The 16,741-nt window shown below is 58.5% G+C and carries 5 protein-coding genes; 2 read left to right on the top strand and 3 right to left on the bottom strand.

Annotated features, from left to right (window positions below; genetic code table 11):
* Positions 1-160: 160 nt before the first annotated feature.
* The 3 genes from ETAA8_RS35575 to ETAA8_RS09395 form a co-directional block, all read right to left on the bottom strand.
* Positions 161-1,846, bottom strand: a complete 1,686-nt coding sequence (locus tag ETAA8_RS35575) for a protocadherin (protein WP_261343627.1) — start codon at positions 1,844-1,846, stop codon at positions 161-163.
* A 57-nt stretch (positions 1,847-1,903) separates the two neighbouring features.
* Entirely contained in the window at positions 1,904-2,842 is a 939-nt protein-coding gene (locus ETAA8_RS09400) for a YybH family protein (RefSeq protein WP_238397721.1), read from the bottom strand.
* A 279-nt stretch (positions 2,843-3,121) separates the two neighbouring features.
* The gene (locus ETAA8_RS09395; protein WP_145087762.1) at positions 3,122-6,163 is read right to left on the bottom strand and encodes a dockerin type I domain-containing protein; all 3,042 of its coding nucleotides are present in this window, start codon (positions 6,161-6,163) and stop codon (positions 3,122-3,124) included.
* A gap of 612 nt (positions 6,164-6,775) precedes the next feature.
* Here ETAA8_RS09395 and ETAA8_RS09390 point away from each other — a divergent pair.
* Positions 6,776-10,180, top strand: coding sequence for a hypothetical protein (locus tag ETAA8_RS09390; RefSeq protein ID WP_145087760.1), 3,405 nt, complete (start codon positions 6,776-6,778; stop codon positions 10,178-10,180).
* Positions 10,177-16,737, top strand: coding sequence for a hypothetical protein (locus tag ETAA8_RS09385; RefSeq protein WP_145087758.1), 6,561 nt, complete (start codon positions 10,177-10,179; stop codon positions 16,735-16,737). The genes ETAA8_RS09390 and ETAA8_RS09385 overlap by 4 nt, the downstream gene beginning before the upstream one ends.
* The last annotated feature ends 4 nt before the right edge of the window (positions 16,738-16,741 follow it).

Here is a 16,741-nt window from a genome sequence, read left to right as displayed (position 1 = left end):
GTTGACCAATGGGGACAAGCATCAGCAGCGAGAATATGACCGGCAGACAAGGACGAAACTTCATAGCGACACTTCCGAGTTAAAGGTTCAATGACTCTTCGAGCAGGGCGTCGCGAGAGGAAGGCGACTTGGTGCGATCGCGATTCAACAGCAGAGGAGACTACTGGTTGCTGGTTGCATCCGGCTTTTTCAATCGCACCAGAAGCCATTGCTCCGTGCGATCTTTGCCGAAGTGGATGAGTGCGGGGGCTTCGTCCTTTGTCAGGTTATATAGCCCAGTTTCGACGATGTTGGTCTTGTCGGTGCCCACGGTGAAGGCAACTCGTTGCGTGCTTTTGTCGACCGAACCTTGCACCACTTGAGTTTGGTTGCTCACGGTATCCGTGTAGTTGCCGCGCAGAATGCCCTGCTTGTTCACTGCCAGCTGAATCGTGACATCCGACTTTGTTTCGTCGGTTTTGGTCAGTGCGAAGACACCAAGCGGCAGCCAGTCTCCATCGGCCGGAGCATCCGCCGCGGAACCTGCAGTTGCGAGCTGAGTTGCCTGGTCGTAGTACTGCTCCGAGGTGCCGACATCTTGCCCATTCACAAACACGCTGTTGTCTTGATAGGTAACGTTGTTGCCGTAGTCGTAATAGACGGGCTGGGTATCCGCGTAGCCGCAGTAGGCGGACGCGTCGTACCAGGTGCAGGGATTCCATGCTGCTCCAGCAGCCCAACCCGCGGCGAACCAGGCACCAGGATGGTTGGTATACCAGCCGCGGTCGTAGTAACCCCAGTGGTTGTAGTTGGTGCGCACAGCCGCTGCACAGGTATAGCGACCAGAAGGAGTAACGTGAGCAAAACCGGCTGCTACACCATTGGGGCCAGCGACAAAGCCGCGTGCGGCAGCTCCGCCGTTGGGACCACGGACTGCTCCGCCACCAGCAACTCGACCACCAGGACCGACGCCAATCGCCTGGCCAGCAGCCGCGCCACCTGCCCCCTCGACGCCACGTCCGGCGACGGCACCGCCATTCGGACCGACCGCAGCCCCGCGGCCCACTGTATTGCCGCGTGGACCAGTGACTGTTGTCCCCGTGGCGAAGCCACCACGCGGGCCTTCCACGGAACCGTGATTCACATCGACGTTATCGCCACTGAATTGACGACTACCACTCAGATTGTGCATTCCTTCATCCGAAGGAAGCCCAAGAAAGTTGTTGAGCGAACTGCGACTGGGTGCTCCGCCGCTAAAGCGGTCTCCGAAGCTGTCGCGCGAAAGACCACCGGCTCCACCGAAGCCTCCGCTGCCAAATCCATTGCCGCCGAAGCCGCCACGATCGAAACCACCTGAGTTAATTCCACCACCGCTGAGCCCGCCACGATCGAAGCCGCCACCACTGAACCCACCACCGCCGAGACCGCCACGATTAAAGCCGCCTGAATTGAATCCACCACCACCGAGGCCGCTACCGCCGAGTCCACCACCTCGGTCAAAGCCGCCGAGACCTCCGGCCCCTCCGAGACCACTGCCCCCCAGTCCACCAAATCCACCACTGCCCATGCCACCACGATCGAAGCCACCGCCGCCTAAACCGCCACCACTGAACCCACCACCGCCGAAGTTCCCGCCGCCACGATCAAATCCACCGGCTCCGCCCAAGCCGCCACCACCAAAGCCACCTCCACCGCCGCCATGAAAACTTCCTCCACCGAAGCCGCCACCACCTCCGCCAAACCCACCTCCGCCGCCGTGAAATCCACCCCCACCACCACCTCCGCCAAAGCCGCGGCCGAAGGTAACGGCCACGGGAGCGAGGATCAGGCAAACAAAGGCCAACGGGAAGAGAAATTGTCGTTTCATGAGTGCAGTTCCTGAACTTCAGATTTGCGATGAGTCAGACGGGACGCGGGGCAACTCCTATTTTTTAGCGGCCTGTCGTTTAAGCACGACTTCGTCAGTGTCGGCTACGCTCTGTCCAGCGACAGTCCGGTTGGTGGATTGCCAGACATAAGCATTTTCATCCAAACGCTTGAGATGATTCACGGCTGTCGTCGGTGCGCCGGTTCCCGTGACTCCGCGAACCTCAGCAGACCAACCATTTTCAACGGGAGACCAGAAGCCGATGGCATGTCCGCCGTCGTTGCTGAAGTTCCACGATTGCACGGATCGCTCCGCGGGATTCCAACCAATAATCTGCAGGCCCGAGGTCATCGTGCCGTCAGCGTGTGTGGTGGTATAGCGCCGTTCGACAAAACTCTTATTGGCAATCCAGCGGCAGGTCGATTCCATCTTGCCACCATGTTCTTCCGCCGACCAATTGCCGATCAACCAGTTCAAGTCAGCAACTTTATCGTGAGTCGAGGGAGATGCTTCCCAGGTATCGCGCACGGTCGCCATCTGCCACTTGCCACCAACCTTGACGTGTACGGCAGAGTACTTGCTCACCCCTGGTGCACCTTCTGGTGCGGGATCAACCGTCGCGCGACCTTCTTCCATTGCTGCGCCGTCACTCAGCAGTCGCAGCGAGTCGATCAGGATCGTAATTTTGGCAGTTGGATTCTGGGCGAAATGCTCGGCATACTCTTTTTCGATGGCGGCTCGGCCACTGAATTTGCGGCCAGCGTCGTCGATATACTGACCATCTTCAGTAAAGAGGGCCGCGACGGCCTTGGCATCCCGCTTGTTGAACGCGGTGACGAAGGTGCTTGATTCGGCGCGAATGGCGGCCAACTCAGCAGCAGCGTCCACAGTTGGTTTTTGGTCGGTCGCCACTGTAGGCTTTTGAGCACTCGATAAGGTGCTCAAGAATGTCCAAATCAATACGGCAATCACTGGCAGGGTAACTGCTGGTCTCACGGTGCGCTCCCGAGAAGAAATAAGGTCGCGCCGCCGTGCGCTGAAGTGTGATGACTCCAGCCGTCCGCTGAGTCAATTCCCAGGGTTCTCCAGGGATTCAATCCTACCACACAGAAATCATTGCCGGATCAAGTTAACGTTTTACTAATGGCAGGTGGTTATTGGAGAAGTATCCGGAAGAAAGCCACTTTTTTGCCGCAAATTTCAGCAAAGCTCGCTGCTTGTCGGCATTTTCTGGCGTATGTTGCTTGCCGTCGATTGCCGCAACTTACAGCGCGATTAACTTGCGGATTGGTTTTGAGTGGACGGCTCGCCGGGAAGATTGGCGAGTTGGTCCTGGTCGCCCGAGATTGCTTCGAGCAATTGTTCAAAGCGAGTACGCCAGGATTGAATCTTGCGTGCGATCGGGGTGGCATCGTCGTCGTCGCGACTCAGTCGCAAGGTTCGCAAGCGTTCGAGAAGGGACGAAACGCCAGACGTGGTCGAAGTCAAAGCGAGATTCACCAAGCCATCGTCTTCGCTTTCAGACGAATCACTGGTGAGTGAGTTCTCATTGCTGAAGAGGTTGAATTCGCTGATTCCGTTCGTGTTGATGGAACCGAAGGGAAGCTCATCGTGGTTTAGGTGATCGTCGTGATCGTGGTCGTGCTCGTCTGCGAAGTGCTGATCGACAAATGGCCCGTCCACCAGATCTTCGGGATGGATGTGATCGTGATGGTCTTCACGATTCGGTTGGCCGTGTAACGGGAAGCGGGCGAAGTATTCGTCGGCTGTTTGGGCCGGAGCCAGGGCTTCACCACCGCCGCCTCCTCCAGCGCCATTGCTGCCGGCAACCAGGTCGGACGTGCCGACGGTTTCGACAATGCTTGGAGTTGACTCACCGCCACCAGGCGACCAGGGAGTTCCGGGAGGATTTTTGTTCAGCCAATTGATGATTTTTAAGGCGTCGAATGCGGTGCAAAGGTTGTTGTTATCGACGTCGAGGTAATTTCCGGGAGTTGCTTCGCTGGCCACTAAGGCAGTGCTGCCGGGATTGCGATTGAGATGGTTGATGATGATCAGCGCGTCGAAGGCGGTGATCTTGCCCATGCCATCCACATTCAGCGGATCGAGCAGGTTGTGCCAAGGATTACCGCCGAATTGATACGCAAAGTACAGGTTGGCGGGGGCTCCACCGCCCGGCGGAACGGTAACTGTCGTGCGGCCATCCAGGGGAGTAACCGCGTTGTAGTTGGGGGCCGGAATGACCTTCAGGTTATAGGTGCCCGCAGGTAGCGCGGCTAACGTAAAGCTGCCGTCGAAATTCGTGGTGGTCGAAGTGGAGGGGCCCCATGTGAGGTTATCGAACAGCACTTCGGTTTCGAGGTGGCCGCGCGCGATGACGTATTTAATGTCGGCAACGCCGTGCGTGATGGTCATCACTTCACTTTGCCCGATACCAAGCGCAGAAGTGGTATAGCGACCGATCAGGTTATGACCGGCATCGTAAGCTTCTAATTGCGCGACGCTTCCGGTGCTGGCGCTAACCGCGGCACTCAAGGCACGCAAACTGACGGAAGTCACTGGAGAAGCAAACTCAACCTTCAAGCGCCGGTCCGACTGCAGAGTATTGAGATTGAACGGATTGCGAATGGTCGAGAACGTATCGCGCCCGCTACTTCCGGCGAAGAAGACGTAGCCATTTACTTTGGAACTGTACCGCGACATGACCAGGTTGCCGCCGGAGGTTTGGCCAATCACACTAATCGTGACGCCCGGCACCGCTGTATTCAGAACGCTGTTTTCGGCATACTCGCTGGGACGCAGGGAGTGCTTCAGCGTGAGCAGATTGTCGTCGATATCGCGAACCTCGACGCCCCAGTCGATGAGGGGAACTTCGCCGAAATCCCACTGGCCGTTGCCATTGTCATCGCGATAGGCGAAGCCGGTTACAGTGCCTGGACTGGTCGTTGATTCAGGCGGAGTTGAGGTGCCGGTGCCAGGGTCGTTAATATCCGTTTCGAAGATCTCGGACGAAGCGCCCGTGCGTTGATCGAACGTGCGAATCTTCAGATTGTGGGGGCCGGCGCTAAGGGGAATCGTCAGGTCGAAGTTGGCGGTTGTCGGCGTATTGGCAAAGTCGGTGATCGTCGTCCAACTGTTGCCCCCATCGAGCGAATACTCGACGCGGCGCACTTTATTGATGGAAATGTCGTTGTAAACGACATTCGCATTGAGGCCGCCGAATGTGTTGCGATTTGGCAGCGTGCGCACGCTGCTAGTTCCCTTGAACCGATAAGTGCTGGTCGTGGGATTGTAGGAACCCTTGCCGGTGAGCGTGAACGGCACATCGTTCACATCGAGTACGCCATCGCCATCCGAGTCTTTCCATCCAATCGCTTCTTTGGACGAAGTCGACGAGATGTGGTCGGCCCAAGCTGCCGCTTGGGCAGTTCCGGTGGCCATGATGCTGGGAAGTTGGGCGCTTAGAAAATCGGGGTCGGGATTGCCGGCAGCGCCGTTGGTGTTTTGCGTGTTGTAGTAACCAGACTTGGTCGCATAGTTGTGCCCAGTCGAGTATTCGTCGAGAGCGTAGAAAATGTGCCCCGCCTCGTGGGCAAAAGTGATTGCTGGACGATCGGAGGGGATCACGATGAACTGGCCACCCAAGAAGGCGAAGGCACCGCGATAGTTCACTTCGTCGGGAGCAGGACTTGGATTGACCGGAAAATACTCATCGGTGTCATTCGTGCTGTTCGCCACAAAGATGGTGAAAGCCCAATCAGTGTTATGTCGCTCGCGCTGGAAGTTGTTGAACGCCTTAATGTCTTTGTAGATATCGAGCGTCTTGGCAAAATCGACATCGGGCCGATCGAGAAAATCGTTGACCCACAATTCGTGAACCGACGAGTACCGATTGATCGGTTCGTACATCGTCTCGACCGGATCGAGCGCCCAGGTCCAGTCGTATTTGAAGTTCACCAGCGGCAGAGCCGGGTTGTAGTAGAACTCGTCGATGCTGGCGAAAGTCTGCTTCCACCAGTCCATCCCTTGCTGAACCTTCTGTTGCACGGCGTTGATCGTGGCAGCGGTCCAGTTCTCGGTGCTGGGATCGGCACCAGGCAGGGTGGGGTCAGACTCCATCAAGACGACGGTGACCAGAATATCGCCCAGCATGTATTCGCCGGTATCGTCTGGAAACGCGCCCAAGGGAGCCATCACCGTGCGGGCTTCGAGCGTTTCGAAGAAGGCTCGTCGGCGCGAGCGACCGCGACTACACGCCAGCAGGCGTGATTTCGACGCGGGGGCCTGATAAGGCCGACGATTCCAGGGCAATTGCATGGAGAGATTTGTCCAACCAAGCGGCGACTCAGCCCTGTGACGCGTTCCGGCACGCCCCAAGGAAGAATTGAATCAACATTACCCGCTGGCGGGTGCTATCGCGTTCCTTCGACTAAGCACCCATCGACTAAGGGTCTATCGTAAGCAGGCAATCCACACAAAACAATCTTCCGACGTCCAAAGTTCTGATTTCGTTCCCCGACTCAGCGGTTTTTAGGGATTTTCCTGGGCACGCAGCCCCATACGAAAGGTGGCAACTGCCAGCAGCGGGAGGAATCCCCCGCGTTCTAGCGAATACGCCATTCATCCCCGTGCTTAAACCCCACAAGTGGCGAATGGTAACGAACGGGACAAACTCGGCAATCTATGAATAGGATTGCACAGCTGTAGTGAATGTACTCAGAGAGACGAAGTTAGCGGTCAGCCGCCAGGGCCGAGTGCGAACGTTTAGTGAATTGAAACCGCAGCAAAGTGAGTAGCAGGTGTCACGGTTGTCATTCGCAGAATTAGTTGGTCCGATTGAGCCTGCCAGTTAAACTAGGAAGGGTGTCCAAGCTCTTCTCTGCCCGCGCTTCTGACGCTTGTCGATTCTAGTAACGGGATACGCCCCTGGTGCGATTCGCATTCCCTTCGATCTCGACCACCCGCATGCTGCATCGCAGTTTGCTGGTTTGGGTTTGGTTTGCTGCCTACCTTTGCGCGCCTAATTTAGCGTCGGCCTGGGCGCAAAATGAGAAACCCAAGGACGAAGCCAGGCAACCGCCCAAAGTTGAATCACCGGCCGAAACCACTCCTGAACGTGCCCCGCGGGTCAAGCCATCCACTGGACCTGCCGCACCGCCGCCGAGCGAACTAGACACTTACATGCTCCGCGACAAAAAGGGGAATCTCGTCCCCGTCATCGGGCTGTCGTTCGAAGACTTCGAGAAGCTGGTGCAGATTCAAAAAGGTCTGCTGCCACCGCCACCACCCGCTTATGCCTTCGACTCCCTCACGCTCACCGGCAAGGCCGACGGGGCAACTGCTGAGTTCCAAGCCACGGCCAGCGTGCGTGTGAAGCAGCCGGGCTGGGTCCGTATTCCACTGCGGTTTGGTGGCGGCGCTCTGCTCGAACCGGCTAAGCACAATGGTCCCGGCGATTTTCTGCTGAGTGTTGCCGGCGATGGCGAAGGTTATCTTCTCTGGCTCAAGGGTGAAGGCAAGGCTCATCAAATTCAATTGAAACTAGCAATGCCAGTGGGAACCATCGGGCTCGAGCGGCGGCTGCAGTTGAACTTGCCCCGTGCCACCGAATCGGCGGTGCGTTTGCAGGTTCCGCTCACTCAAGCCAATGCCTCGCTCCGCAACGGCTCTGAAGGAATTCTCACGACCAGGTCACTCGCCGCCGGCCAAAGCGAAATCCAAGTTGTTGGTCCCACTGGCGACTTACATCTCTTTTGGCAAGCTGGTAGGGCGCCTTCGCCCGAAGCCAAGCCAACACTCGAAGCCGTCGGCGAAATTATCGTCCGGGTCGAAAGTCGTAGCCGCATCAGTTCCGAAGCACGATTAAAGCTTCGCACGCTTGGCAAACCAATGGAGACCGTTGCCGTGCGTTTGCCCCCCGGCATGCAACTCGTGCCCGTTCCTGCAACTGGTTACACCGCGACGATCGCAGAATCGACCGATGTAAATAAGAACAACGCAGGTCGCCTGGTCGATGTCCGCTTCGATCGACCGACGACGGGCCCCATCGAGATTCGCCTGCTTGCCGAGCAAGAAGTGGCTGCCAATGCCACGGATACCGCCTTGCGTCCAGCCAGGTTCGACGTGATCGGTGCCCAGCGGCAACGGGGAAACATTGATTTCCTGGTCGAAGGAGATTGGAACCTGGGCTGGTCCGACGAAGCTTCAACGCAACGCTTAGAATTGCTCGATGCGCCGGTGGCGAATGGCCGGCCGGTTGCTCGCTTTGGGTATTTCAAGCAGCCTCTCGATTTGAAGTTGTCGGTTTCGCCTCGGCCGACTCGGATCGCGGTCGAGCCGCAGTACCAGGTCTATGCCGATGCCTCGCTCTTGCGACTGGAAGCGACCTTTCGTTTCCGCATTCGTGGCCCCAAGGCAACGTCGACCAATCTCGATCTCGCTGGTTGGCGCGTCGATCGCATCGTGGGTGAAAATGCCGCCGAGCAGCCACTCCCACCCGCGGAGGAGGTGCCGATGCTCACGCTACCTCTGGCCCAATTGGATGCCGCGAAGGGCGAATTGACATATCGCATCGAAGCCCATCAACCGCTGGCATCTGAAGCTGATACAGTGCGATTTTCTCTGCCGCGACCACAAGTCGATGTCGCAGCCCCGGCCAGCATTGTGGTTCAACCGGCCGACAATGTGGAACTCGTTCCTACCGCCACCGAACTGAAGGGACTCGTCGCCGACGCCACACTCGGAACTGCGCTACCCAATACTCGTCAGCAGCCGCCACTGCTGTATCGCGACCTGGGTTCGAGCGAAGCGATTGCTTTTGTGGCTGCTCGTCGAGTTCGTTCGCGCCACGTCAGCGTTAAGGCCGAAACCTTGCTCCGATTGCGTCGCAGCACCATCGAAGTTCAGCAGCAACTCGACTATCAAATTGCCTATGAGTCGAAGCGATCATACCTTCTCGCCTTGCCCTCAGACTTGAGCGAGCTCAAAGGGTTCCAGGTATCGCTGAATGAGCAACTGCTCGAACACCGCCCCGCGCCTAATGATGACGGTCGCAATCTGCTCGAAGTTATCGACACGCAAGATCGTCTGGGCGCGGTCAAATTGCAGTTGCGATACTCACTGCCAATGCCAGCGCTAAAGGCCAACCCAGCCACTCATTTGCAGGTGCCGCTCGTCGTGCCCGCTGATACCGACTTCGATCGCTTGCTGGGACAGACCATTCGCATCGAGCATTCCGAAGAGCTTCATTTGAAGATTCCTGAAAGCGCCAGCAGCGAAGAATCTCTCGCGCCTAGTCAGCGCGGCGTGCTCGAAGGCAAGTCCGACAAACTGCTCACGTCACTCAGCCTGAATGTTTCGCTGCAACAAACACCCGAGATCAGCGGTCTTGTGATCGACCGCATGTGGGTGCAAACATGGCTTTCGCCGCAGCAGCGGCAAGAGCGCTGCGTGCTGCAACTGCGGACTGCGGCCCCGACGATCGTCGCCCGCTTGCCAGTCGCCGTTGCCGCCAGCAACATTCAATTGATCGTGGATGGCAAGCATATTCCGGCCCAAACGGCGGGCGAACGGACGGTGAATATCGACCTGGGTACGGCGACCACTCCTCAAGTGCATGTGGTCGAATTGTGGTACTCCCTACCGCGCACCAGGGCCGGGTGGTGGATTGCCGATCATCAATTCACACCGCCACAACTGGAAGGAGCCAATTCTCCGCAGCGCATTCAATGGCAGGTCGTATTGCCGTCGCACGAGCACTTGCTGTTCGAGCCGCGCGACTACGCTCCAGAGATGAAATGGGGCTGGAAAAACTACTACTGGTCGCGGATGGCCAATTTCAATCAACAATCGCTCGAAGACTGGTGCGGGGCCAGCCGCCAAGAGCCCTTGCCCTCTTCACTCAACAATTACCTCTTCTCCAGTGTTGGTAGTGAGCCGACTTTGCAACTGCAGACCATTGGCCAACGCGCGCTGGCGGCCTGGCTTGCCGGTCTGGGGCTGGCGCTCGGTTTGCTTTTCCTTCATGTACCGCTGGTGCGCAGTTCTACAGGACTGTTAGTACTGGTGGTGCTGCTACTGGCATTGGGAGTGGCCGCACCGCAAACCATGCTGTTTGTTGCCCAAGCCATCGCCCTTGGCCTGGTAATTGTCGCAATCCTGGCAGCTATTCGCTGGCTCTGGACCGGTCAGGTTCCCCGACCACCTCAGCCACTGCCGCGCTCGTTGTCGAATCTCTCCAGTCCCCGCTCCACAGGAAGTCGTTCAGCTGGTCCGCCTGCCACTACGGCAGCTGCCCCAGTGTTGCCGCCGGCAACTCACGAGGTGGAACTGTGACCTCCGCTCGCGTGCCAGGGTTCGCGCTTTTGGTGTTATCCTCGATTGCCCTGGCGGCGGCAGCTGCACAAACACTGTCCGCTCAGTTGCCGACTGTCCCTGCGAACGTAGCGCCGGTTGTCGCACAGCCGCTGCGTAGGATTTATGTTCCTGCCGATGAAATGGCGGACGAAATTCGCGGGCTCACTCCCATGAAGCGCGACGAGTTCGAACGACGCACCGCGACGCTAAAGCCCGTTCCTGCCGAATTGCCAGCAGAAATGCCGCCGAGCGTTACGATTTCTGACGCTACGTACCGTGCCACAATTCGCGGCGACCAGATGATTGCCGGCACTTCAGAACTCAACGTAGAGCTACAGACATCTGTCGAGGCTGTCAGCACGCTTCACTGGCTTCCACTTGCCCCTTGTTCTCTTCCGCTCGGCACACCGACCTGGAAAGTGGGCGACGGGCAGGGAGTGGGTGAATCGGCGACGTGGGGCGTTAGCGATAAACAGCAACTGCTGGTCGCCGTGTCGCGCTCGGGCAAGCTGCTGTTCCCATGGTCCTTGCGAGGTCGCAAAGACGAGCGCGGCCGAGTCCGTTTTGAGTTCGATCTCCCCGCAGCAGCGCGCCAGCGTTTGGAGCTGCGCCTGCCTGCTAACTCACTTCTCACCAGCGAAACATCAATGATCCGCGAACGGGGCGCCGTCCCGCCGGAGAACGGCAGCAAGCCGAGCGACGCACTGCCCGAATCGCTGTGGGAAGTCGAAGTCGCCAGTGGGCGCCGTGTCGAATTGCTCGTCGAGCCGCGTAAGCGCGAGGAACAGCTTCAACCGCTGGCGCTCGTGCGCGAAACCAGCAGCTATGTCTTCACGCCGGGGCAGATGGACCTGGATTTGTCACTCGAACTCGATATCGATCGCGCTCCGCTCCGGCAGATTCGCGTGCGGCACGATCCCCGTCTGAATTGGACGGCCATTCGTTGGGGCGAGCAAACACTCGCTTGGACCACTGAAAAATCCTCTTCGGATGAACCGGTCGCCGTTATTCAACTTCCGGAACCTCTGACCGGAAATAGCCGCTTGATTCAATTGACCGCAGTTGCCGATTGGACTCCGCTGCCGCAGAAATGGGCACTTCCCCGCGTCACCGTCGAGAACGCCATCTGGCAAGAAGGGCGAGCGAATGTCGCCGCGCCTCGCTGGCTGCAACTCGACGCCATCGCCGGACCGGGAAGTCGCTTAACAGCGACGACGCTCGCCAGCGACAATCAAGGCACCGACCTATTGCAGTTTCAACTCGAACGAAACAGCGCATCCATCGAAGTTCAGCCGGCAATTTCCTCGCAACCGCTCGATTGCTTGAGCATGCTCACGTTGCAAGTCGAGCCGAAGCAACTCGTGGCACAGTTTGCTGCAGAGCTAACGGTTACCAGTGGTAGCCATTTCACGATTGAATGCGAAGTGCCACGCTCGTGGGTCATCGATTCGCTGGAAACCGTTCCCGCCGACTTGCTCGAAGACCGCACGGTGAAGCCTCGCAACAATTTCCAAAGTATTCTGCTGCAACTCCGTCAGCCTTTGCGAACGGGACGTCCGCTGCGCATTCAGGCGCGCTTGCGGCATGTGCGTGGCCCTGGCGCTGAAGCCTGGAACGACGACATTCTACAGCCTGTTCGTTTCCTCACTGCCGCCACTCAACAGCGGTATGTGACGCTGCAACTAGCCGACGCCAGCTTTGAACCTCGCTTGCTCAGTGCCGATGGTCTCGAATTTTTGTCTCCTTCGGTGTTACCACCAAGAGCGCGGGCACTTGTCGATTCAACGATTGGTAGCTGGTTGGTGCGCCTGACCGATGCCGCCCGACAGCCGCGATTCTTACTCGCACCTGGCTCGCCTCGCTACGCTGGTGAGTCCACCTTACAGACTTACTTATCCCCCGGGCATGTCGACTATCGCCTGTCGATTCGTTGTGAACCCGAATCCTCAGCAGTCTCGAACTTGCTCGTGCAAATTCGCCCTGCTCCGGCGGTTGATCCGCAATGGCGACTCGACAGTGAACCTCGTCCCCTCATTGCCGAACGCGTCGAAACCATGGTTACGGCCAGCGATCAACCGGGGCCTGCGCTGTATCGGATTGAGTTACCGCGCGCACGCGATGTCTCGTTTGCCTTGAATGCACAGTGGAATGAAGCGATCGTCGCGCCGACCTTCGCGCCGATGATTGAACTACCTGAAGCGACGTCGCATGCCGCGCAAGTCGAACTTATTGGCCTGCTCGATACGCCAATGACCTGGCAAGCTGAGCGTTTACGACCGCTGCCGATTCCACCAACTGCCGCGCAGGTTCGAGCCCGCTATCGCTATCAGGCCGGCCAGGATGCTCGGCTGAAGCTAATTCCGCTGCTCGAAACGCTCCGACCTTTGGCGGGTTGGATCAGCCGCTGTGAAATTGAAAGCTGGTTTGCGCCGACCGGCGCGGGACGCCACGAAGCGCACTATGTCGTGGCTGGTGGTGATGTCGAGACACTGGAATTGCGACTGGCCGAGAACGCCCGGTTGGCTCGCGCAGTGGTCGATGGACGAGAGGTCCTGGCGTTTTCTCGCACCAGCGATCCCCGTTGGCTATCGATTCCTCTGCGCAATCCCGGCAATCCCATCGCAAACGCTAATCCGTTGGTCCGTCTGGAATACACCTCGCCGCCGCTCGAACAACGGGCCTGGATCCGCTCGCGCTGGACTGCGCCCATTCCAGAAACTCGCTTGCCCGTGCTGCAAAGTTACTGGCATGCCTACCTGCCGAACAACTGGCAATTGTGGCCCAGCACTCAAGTGAACAGCAGTGGCCAGACGGCGACAGCGCGCAGCTCTTCATTTCTTGCACTCATGCTTCCCGGCGACGGAGTTGCTTCGATCTCGCGCGACCTCCCCAGCAGCGGTCAGGTACAAATCGACGTCTACTCTCCCACCTGGTTCGGCTTGCTCGCGCTCGCTGTCGCGCTCGCTTCAACTGCTGCCGTTTTGTACTTTCGCAATTGGAGTGCCTTCACACTGATTGCCGTCTCCATCGGTTGGCTCGCGCTGGCGATCTTCGTTTCGCCGCCAATGACCGTCTTTATCCAAGCCGCGCTGGCCGGTTGGCTAACGGGCTGCGCGTTGCAACTATTCCGCTCGACGCTCAAAGTCAAAACCATTCCCGCCGCGGCCACAACCAGCACCCAGTTGCTGCAGCCAATCGCCCGGCTGCTCTTTTCAGTCGTCATTCTCGGCACGATCATTGGTGCGGGCACTTCCTGGAACTTGCTCCCCTCGCTTCAAGCGGCCGACGAATCCGAGAGACCGTGGCGAGTGGTCATTCCGATCGACGATGATCGGCAACCCGTCGGCGACTATGTCTATGTTTCGCCCGCGTTGTGGGAGGCCTTGTTTCGCCAGAGTCCACAAGCCGGAGCAGGGCAACCCGACTGGCTGATTCGCAGTGCTCAGTACGATTTGCGTTGGCAAACGAGCGGTGCCGATCTAACGACGGAGTTTCAGGGAATTGTGGCCCGTTACGAAATTGAAGTCTTCCGCCCGGGAAGTACTTTTAAGCTTCCCTTCAGTCGCGAACAAGTCAGACTGACCGACCCAGGCGTTCGCATGGATGGAGAGGCTGCCGCGGCCACTTGGTCAGCCGCCAGCGACGCCTTGCTCATCGAGCTCGATTCACAAAGAACTGGGCGTCAACGGATTGAAGTCGGTCTCGCGCTACTCGTCCCGCCCAGAGATGGAACGATCGGGGCGTCCATTCGCATTCCCGCAGTCCAAAGTAGTCGGGTGGTGGTGCCTCTGCTGGCATCGACTGACAAAGTGAGCATCCCCACGGCGCGCGGCGGGGAACACCCCGCGGATGGTGCGGCCTGGCAAGTTGAACTAGGTGCCGCGGATCAACTCACCGTGCAATGGTCGCGGTCGCAGACCGAACCTCCCCCGGTCATCGAAGCCGAGCAACTTTTACTGTGGCGACTTCGCCCCAGTTCAGTGGTCGTCGAGGGGAAGTGGCAGTTCCGACCTCTCACCGGCAAGCTTCGCGAAGTAGTCATCCGCGCTGATCCTCGTTTTCGTTTGCTCCCGATTGGCAACGGCTCGAACATTGTCAAACAGTGGCTCGAAGAAGGAGAAGTGAACCTGCATCACTTCGTCCTCGACCGCGCGACTACGGCAGACGTTTCCTTAACTGCTTCATTTTTGCTCGTCGGTTCGACCGGAATTGGAAATCTCATTCCGCCGCGAATTGAAGCCGCTGCCGATCGTGTCACGCGCGACTGGCAAGCTGCCTGGACAGCTCCGGGGTTGCAGTGGAATGGTAAGACCGGCTCGATTCCTGCCGCGGAGTTCCTGCAGCAATGGGGAGATCAATCGTTAAGCCCCGTGCAAGCCTATCGGAGCACACCGGAGTCACCACGTCCGGCGCTGGCTGTTTCGCCAGTGCAAAATCGTCTGCAAGCGATTCAACAAATCGAATGGTCGCTGACTCCAGACCAGACCAGCGTTCGTTATCGACTACAGGGGCAAACTGCCTCGGCCAGCTTGAATCAATTGCGCTTTGTCTTGATGCCGCAACTAACCGTCCGCCGCGTCGTCGTGACTCAAGGAGATGTCAGTGTTGCCTCGCGCTGGTTCCGACATGCCGATGGCTTGCTTACGCTGCTACTTGATGAAGTGCGCGCCGAGCCTTGGCAAGTCGAAGTACTTGCCGATCGGCCTCACATTGCCGGAAAGACCGCGAACTTGCCTGTGCTGCAAGTGACGGATGTAGACGTGCAACAATATGAGTGCCAGATTCGCCGTCGCGCGGGAGCTGACGCCAAACTCGGCAAGCTGAGTGGCTGGAAGCAACGACCAGTAACTGTCGATCCGAAAGAGGCTGAAGACGATGACGCTAATAGCGGCGATCGGTTGATAGCCGAACTGGAATGGAATAGCACGCGACCGGGAACCATCCCATCGCAGATTGCCGTTACGCTCGGCGCTTCCCTTCCTGGCTCCGCGGGCGAGTTGCTCACTCGCTTGCTCCCGGTTGCGGATGGCTGGCAAGTGGAGGTCATTGCCAATTTGAGTGCGCCTGGGAGCAACTTCGACGAATTGCAGTTCTCGGTGCCGCGCGATTGGACCGGTCTCTTGGAAATGGAACCAGCCGGGCGTTGGCACTTGGAACTGCTACCGGGGCAATCGCGCAATCTGCTGCGCGTGCAGTTGCAGACTCCCGTGAAAGACAAGCTCCACCTGCGCTTGACCGCGCCCCTCGAAACCGAACAGGAATTGATTCGCTTACCCGCCGTCGATCTGGTTGGCACCCATGAGCTCCAGCGCTGGGTGTCGTTGCCACAGCAAGCCAGCGATTCGAAATTGCAATGGCAAACCGCGGGACTGCAACTCCGTCCCGGGTTGCCTGCCGACTTCGCCAATGAGCAGGCCCAAACAAACTTGAATTACGAAGCGATTATCGATCGTTATCGCGCCTCGGCCCGTCCCGAACGAACCAAGCGCGAACAGCCCCGCGTGATTCTCGCCGACCATCAGGTTGCCTGGCAGAATGACCGCCGCGTCGTCGGTCGCTCGGAATTAACCATCGTTCCCGGCGGTGCCAAGCGATTGCTCATTCAACCGCCAGAAGCGCACGAGTTGGTGGCGGTGGTGGTAAATAATATCCCCGGCCAATTGCACCGCGAACCGGGCATTGGTGGTGCCGCGACGGTTGAACTCCATTCCGATAGTTGGCCCCAGTGGGTCCAAGTGATTTATCGGGGGCGCTTGCCCGTGCAGGATGAAGCGGCCGGCAAATGGCAGTTTGCAGCGCCTCAGGTAGCAACTGCACCGGTCGAACGGACGCGTTGGCAGATCACCGGACCAGCCTTGCTGGTCTCGCCCGCCGCGCTGTTTCAGGGGAAGCCGCTCGACGATAACGATCCGCTCGCGTCGCTCGAAGCGCTGGCGAAAGTGGCCCGCGGGGCCACCGACAGCCCTTCGGGGCATCTCGCGGAGTCGGTCGATACGTGGCTTCGATTGTGGCGACAACACTGGGATCGTGAGTTGCAGGCGATTCGGAAACGACCACCGTCCTCGCCACTTGCTCCCGTCGTTTCCGCGCGGTTGCAGGCACTCGAAAACGAGATGGCCGATCTCCTTACGCTGCCGCTCGAAGACGTGGCGACGATCGACGCCAAGACGAGCGTCGATTTAGTGCCGATCACGTCCGTGCATGAGGCAGTTGTATCTCGCCCGCTGTTCGAGCTACGACATACTCAGGCTGGCGACATGCCCACTTGGACGGTCTCGCTGCCGGCACCGAGCGAACAACCTGCCAACTACTATCACTGGCTGCTGGCCGCTGCGTTGCTGGTGTTTGCCGGGATTGTCACCCAAATGGGCCGCAGTGTCGCCCTGCGAGACTGGATCATTGCTTTCCCGCAATTGGTACTCGCGCTCTTCGGTGTCGCGGCGCTCATGCTCCCTGGCTACCTCTGGCTGGGCGTGCTGATTCTTCTGCTGACATTGCCGGCAGCATTTCATTCGCCCTGGCGACAACGAGCGTGAACGA

The organism is Anatilimnocola aggregata (genome assembly GCF_007747655.1).
Classification (GTDB): Bacteria; Planctomycetota; Planctomycetia; order Pirellulales; family Pirellulaceae; genus Anatilimnocola; species Anatilimnocola aggregata.
Note: the sequence above shows the minus strand (reverse complement) of the source record. Positions and strands in the feature narration are given on the sequence as shown.

What these genes read in the sequence shown, in the direction of transcription:
- ETAA8_RS35575 (WP_261343627.1), bottom strand. Translation starts at nt 1,846, where the DNA reads ATGAAACGACAATTTCTCTTCCCGTTGGCCTTTGTTTGCCTGATCCTC.
- ETAA8_RS09395 (WP_145087762.1), bottom strand. Translation starts at nt 6,163, where the DNA reads ATGCAATTGCCCTGGAATCGTCGGCCTTATCAGGCCCCCGCGTCGAAA.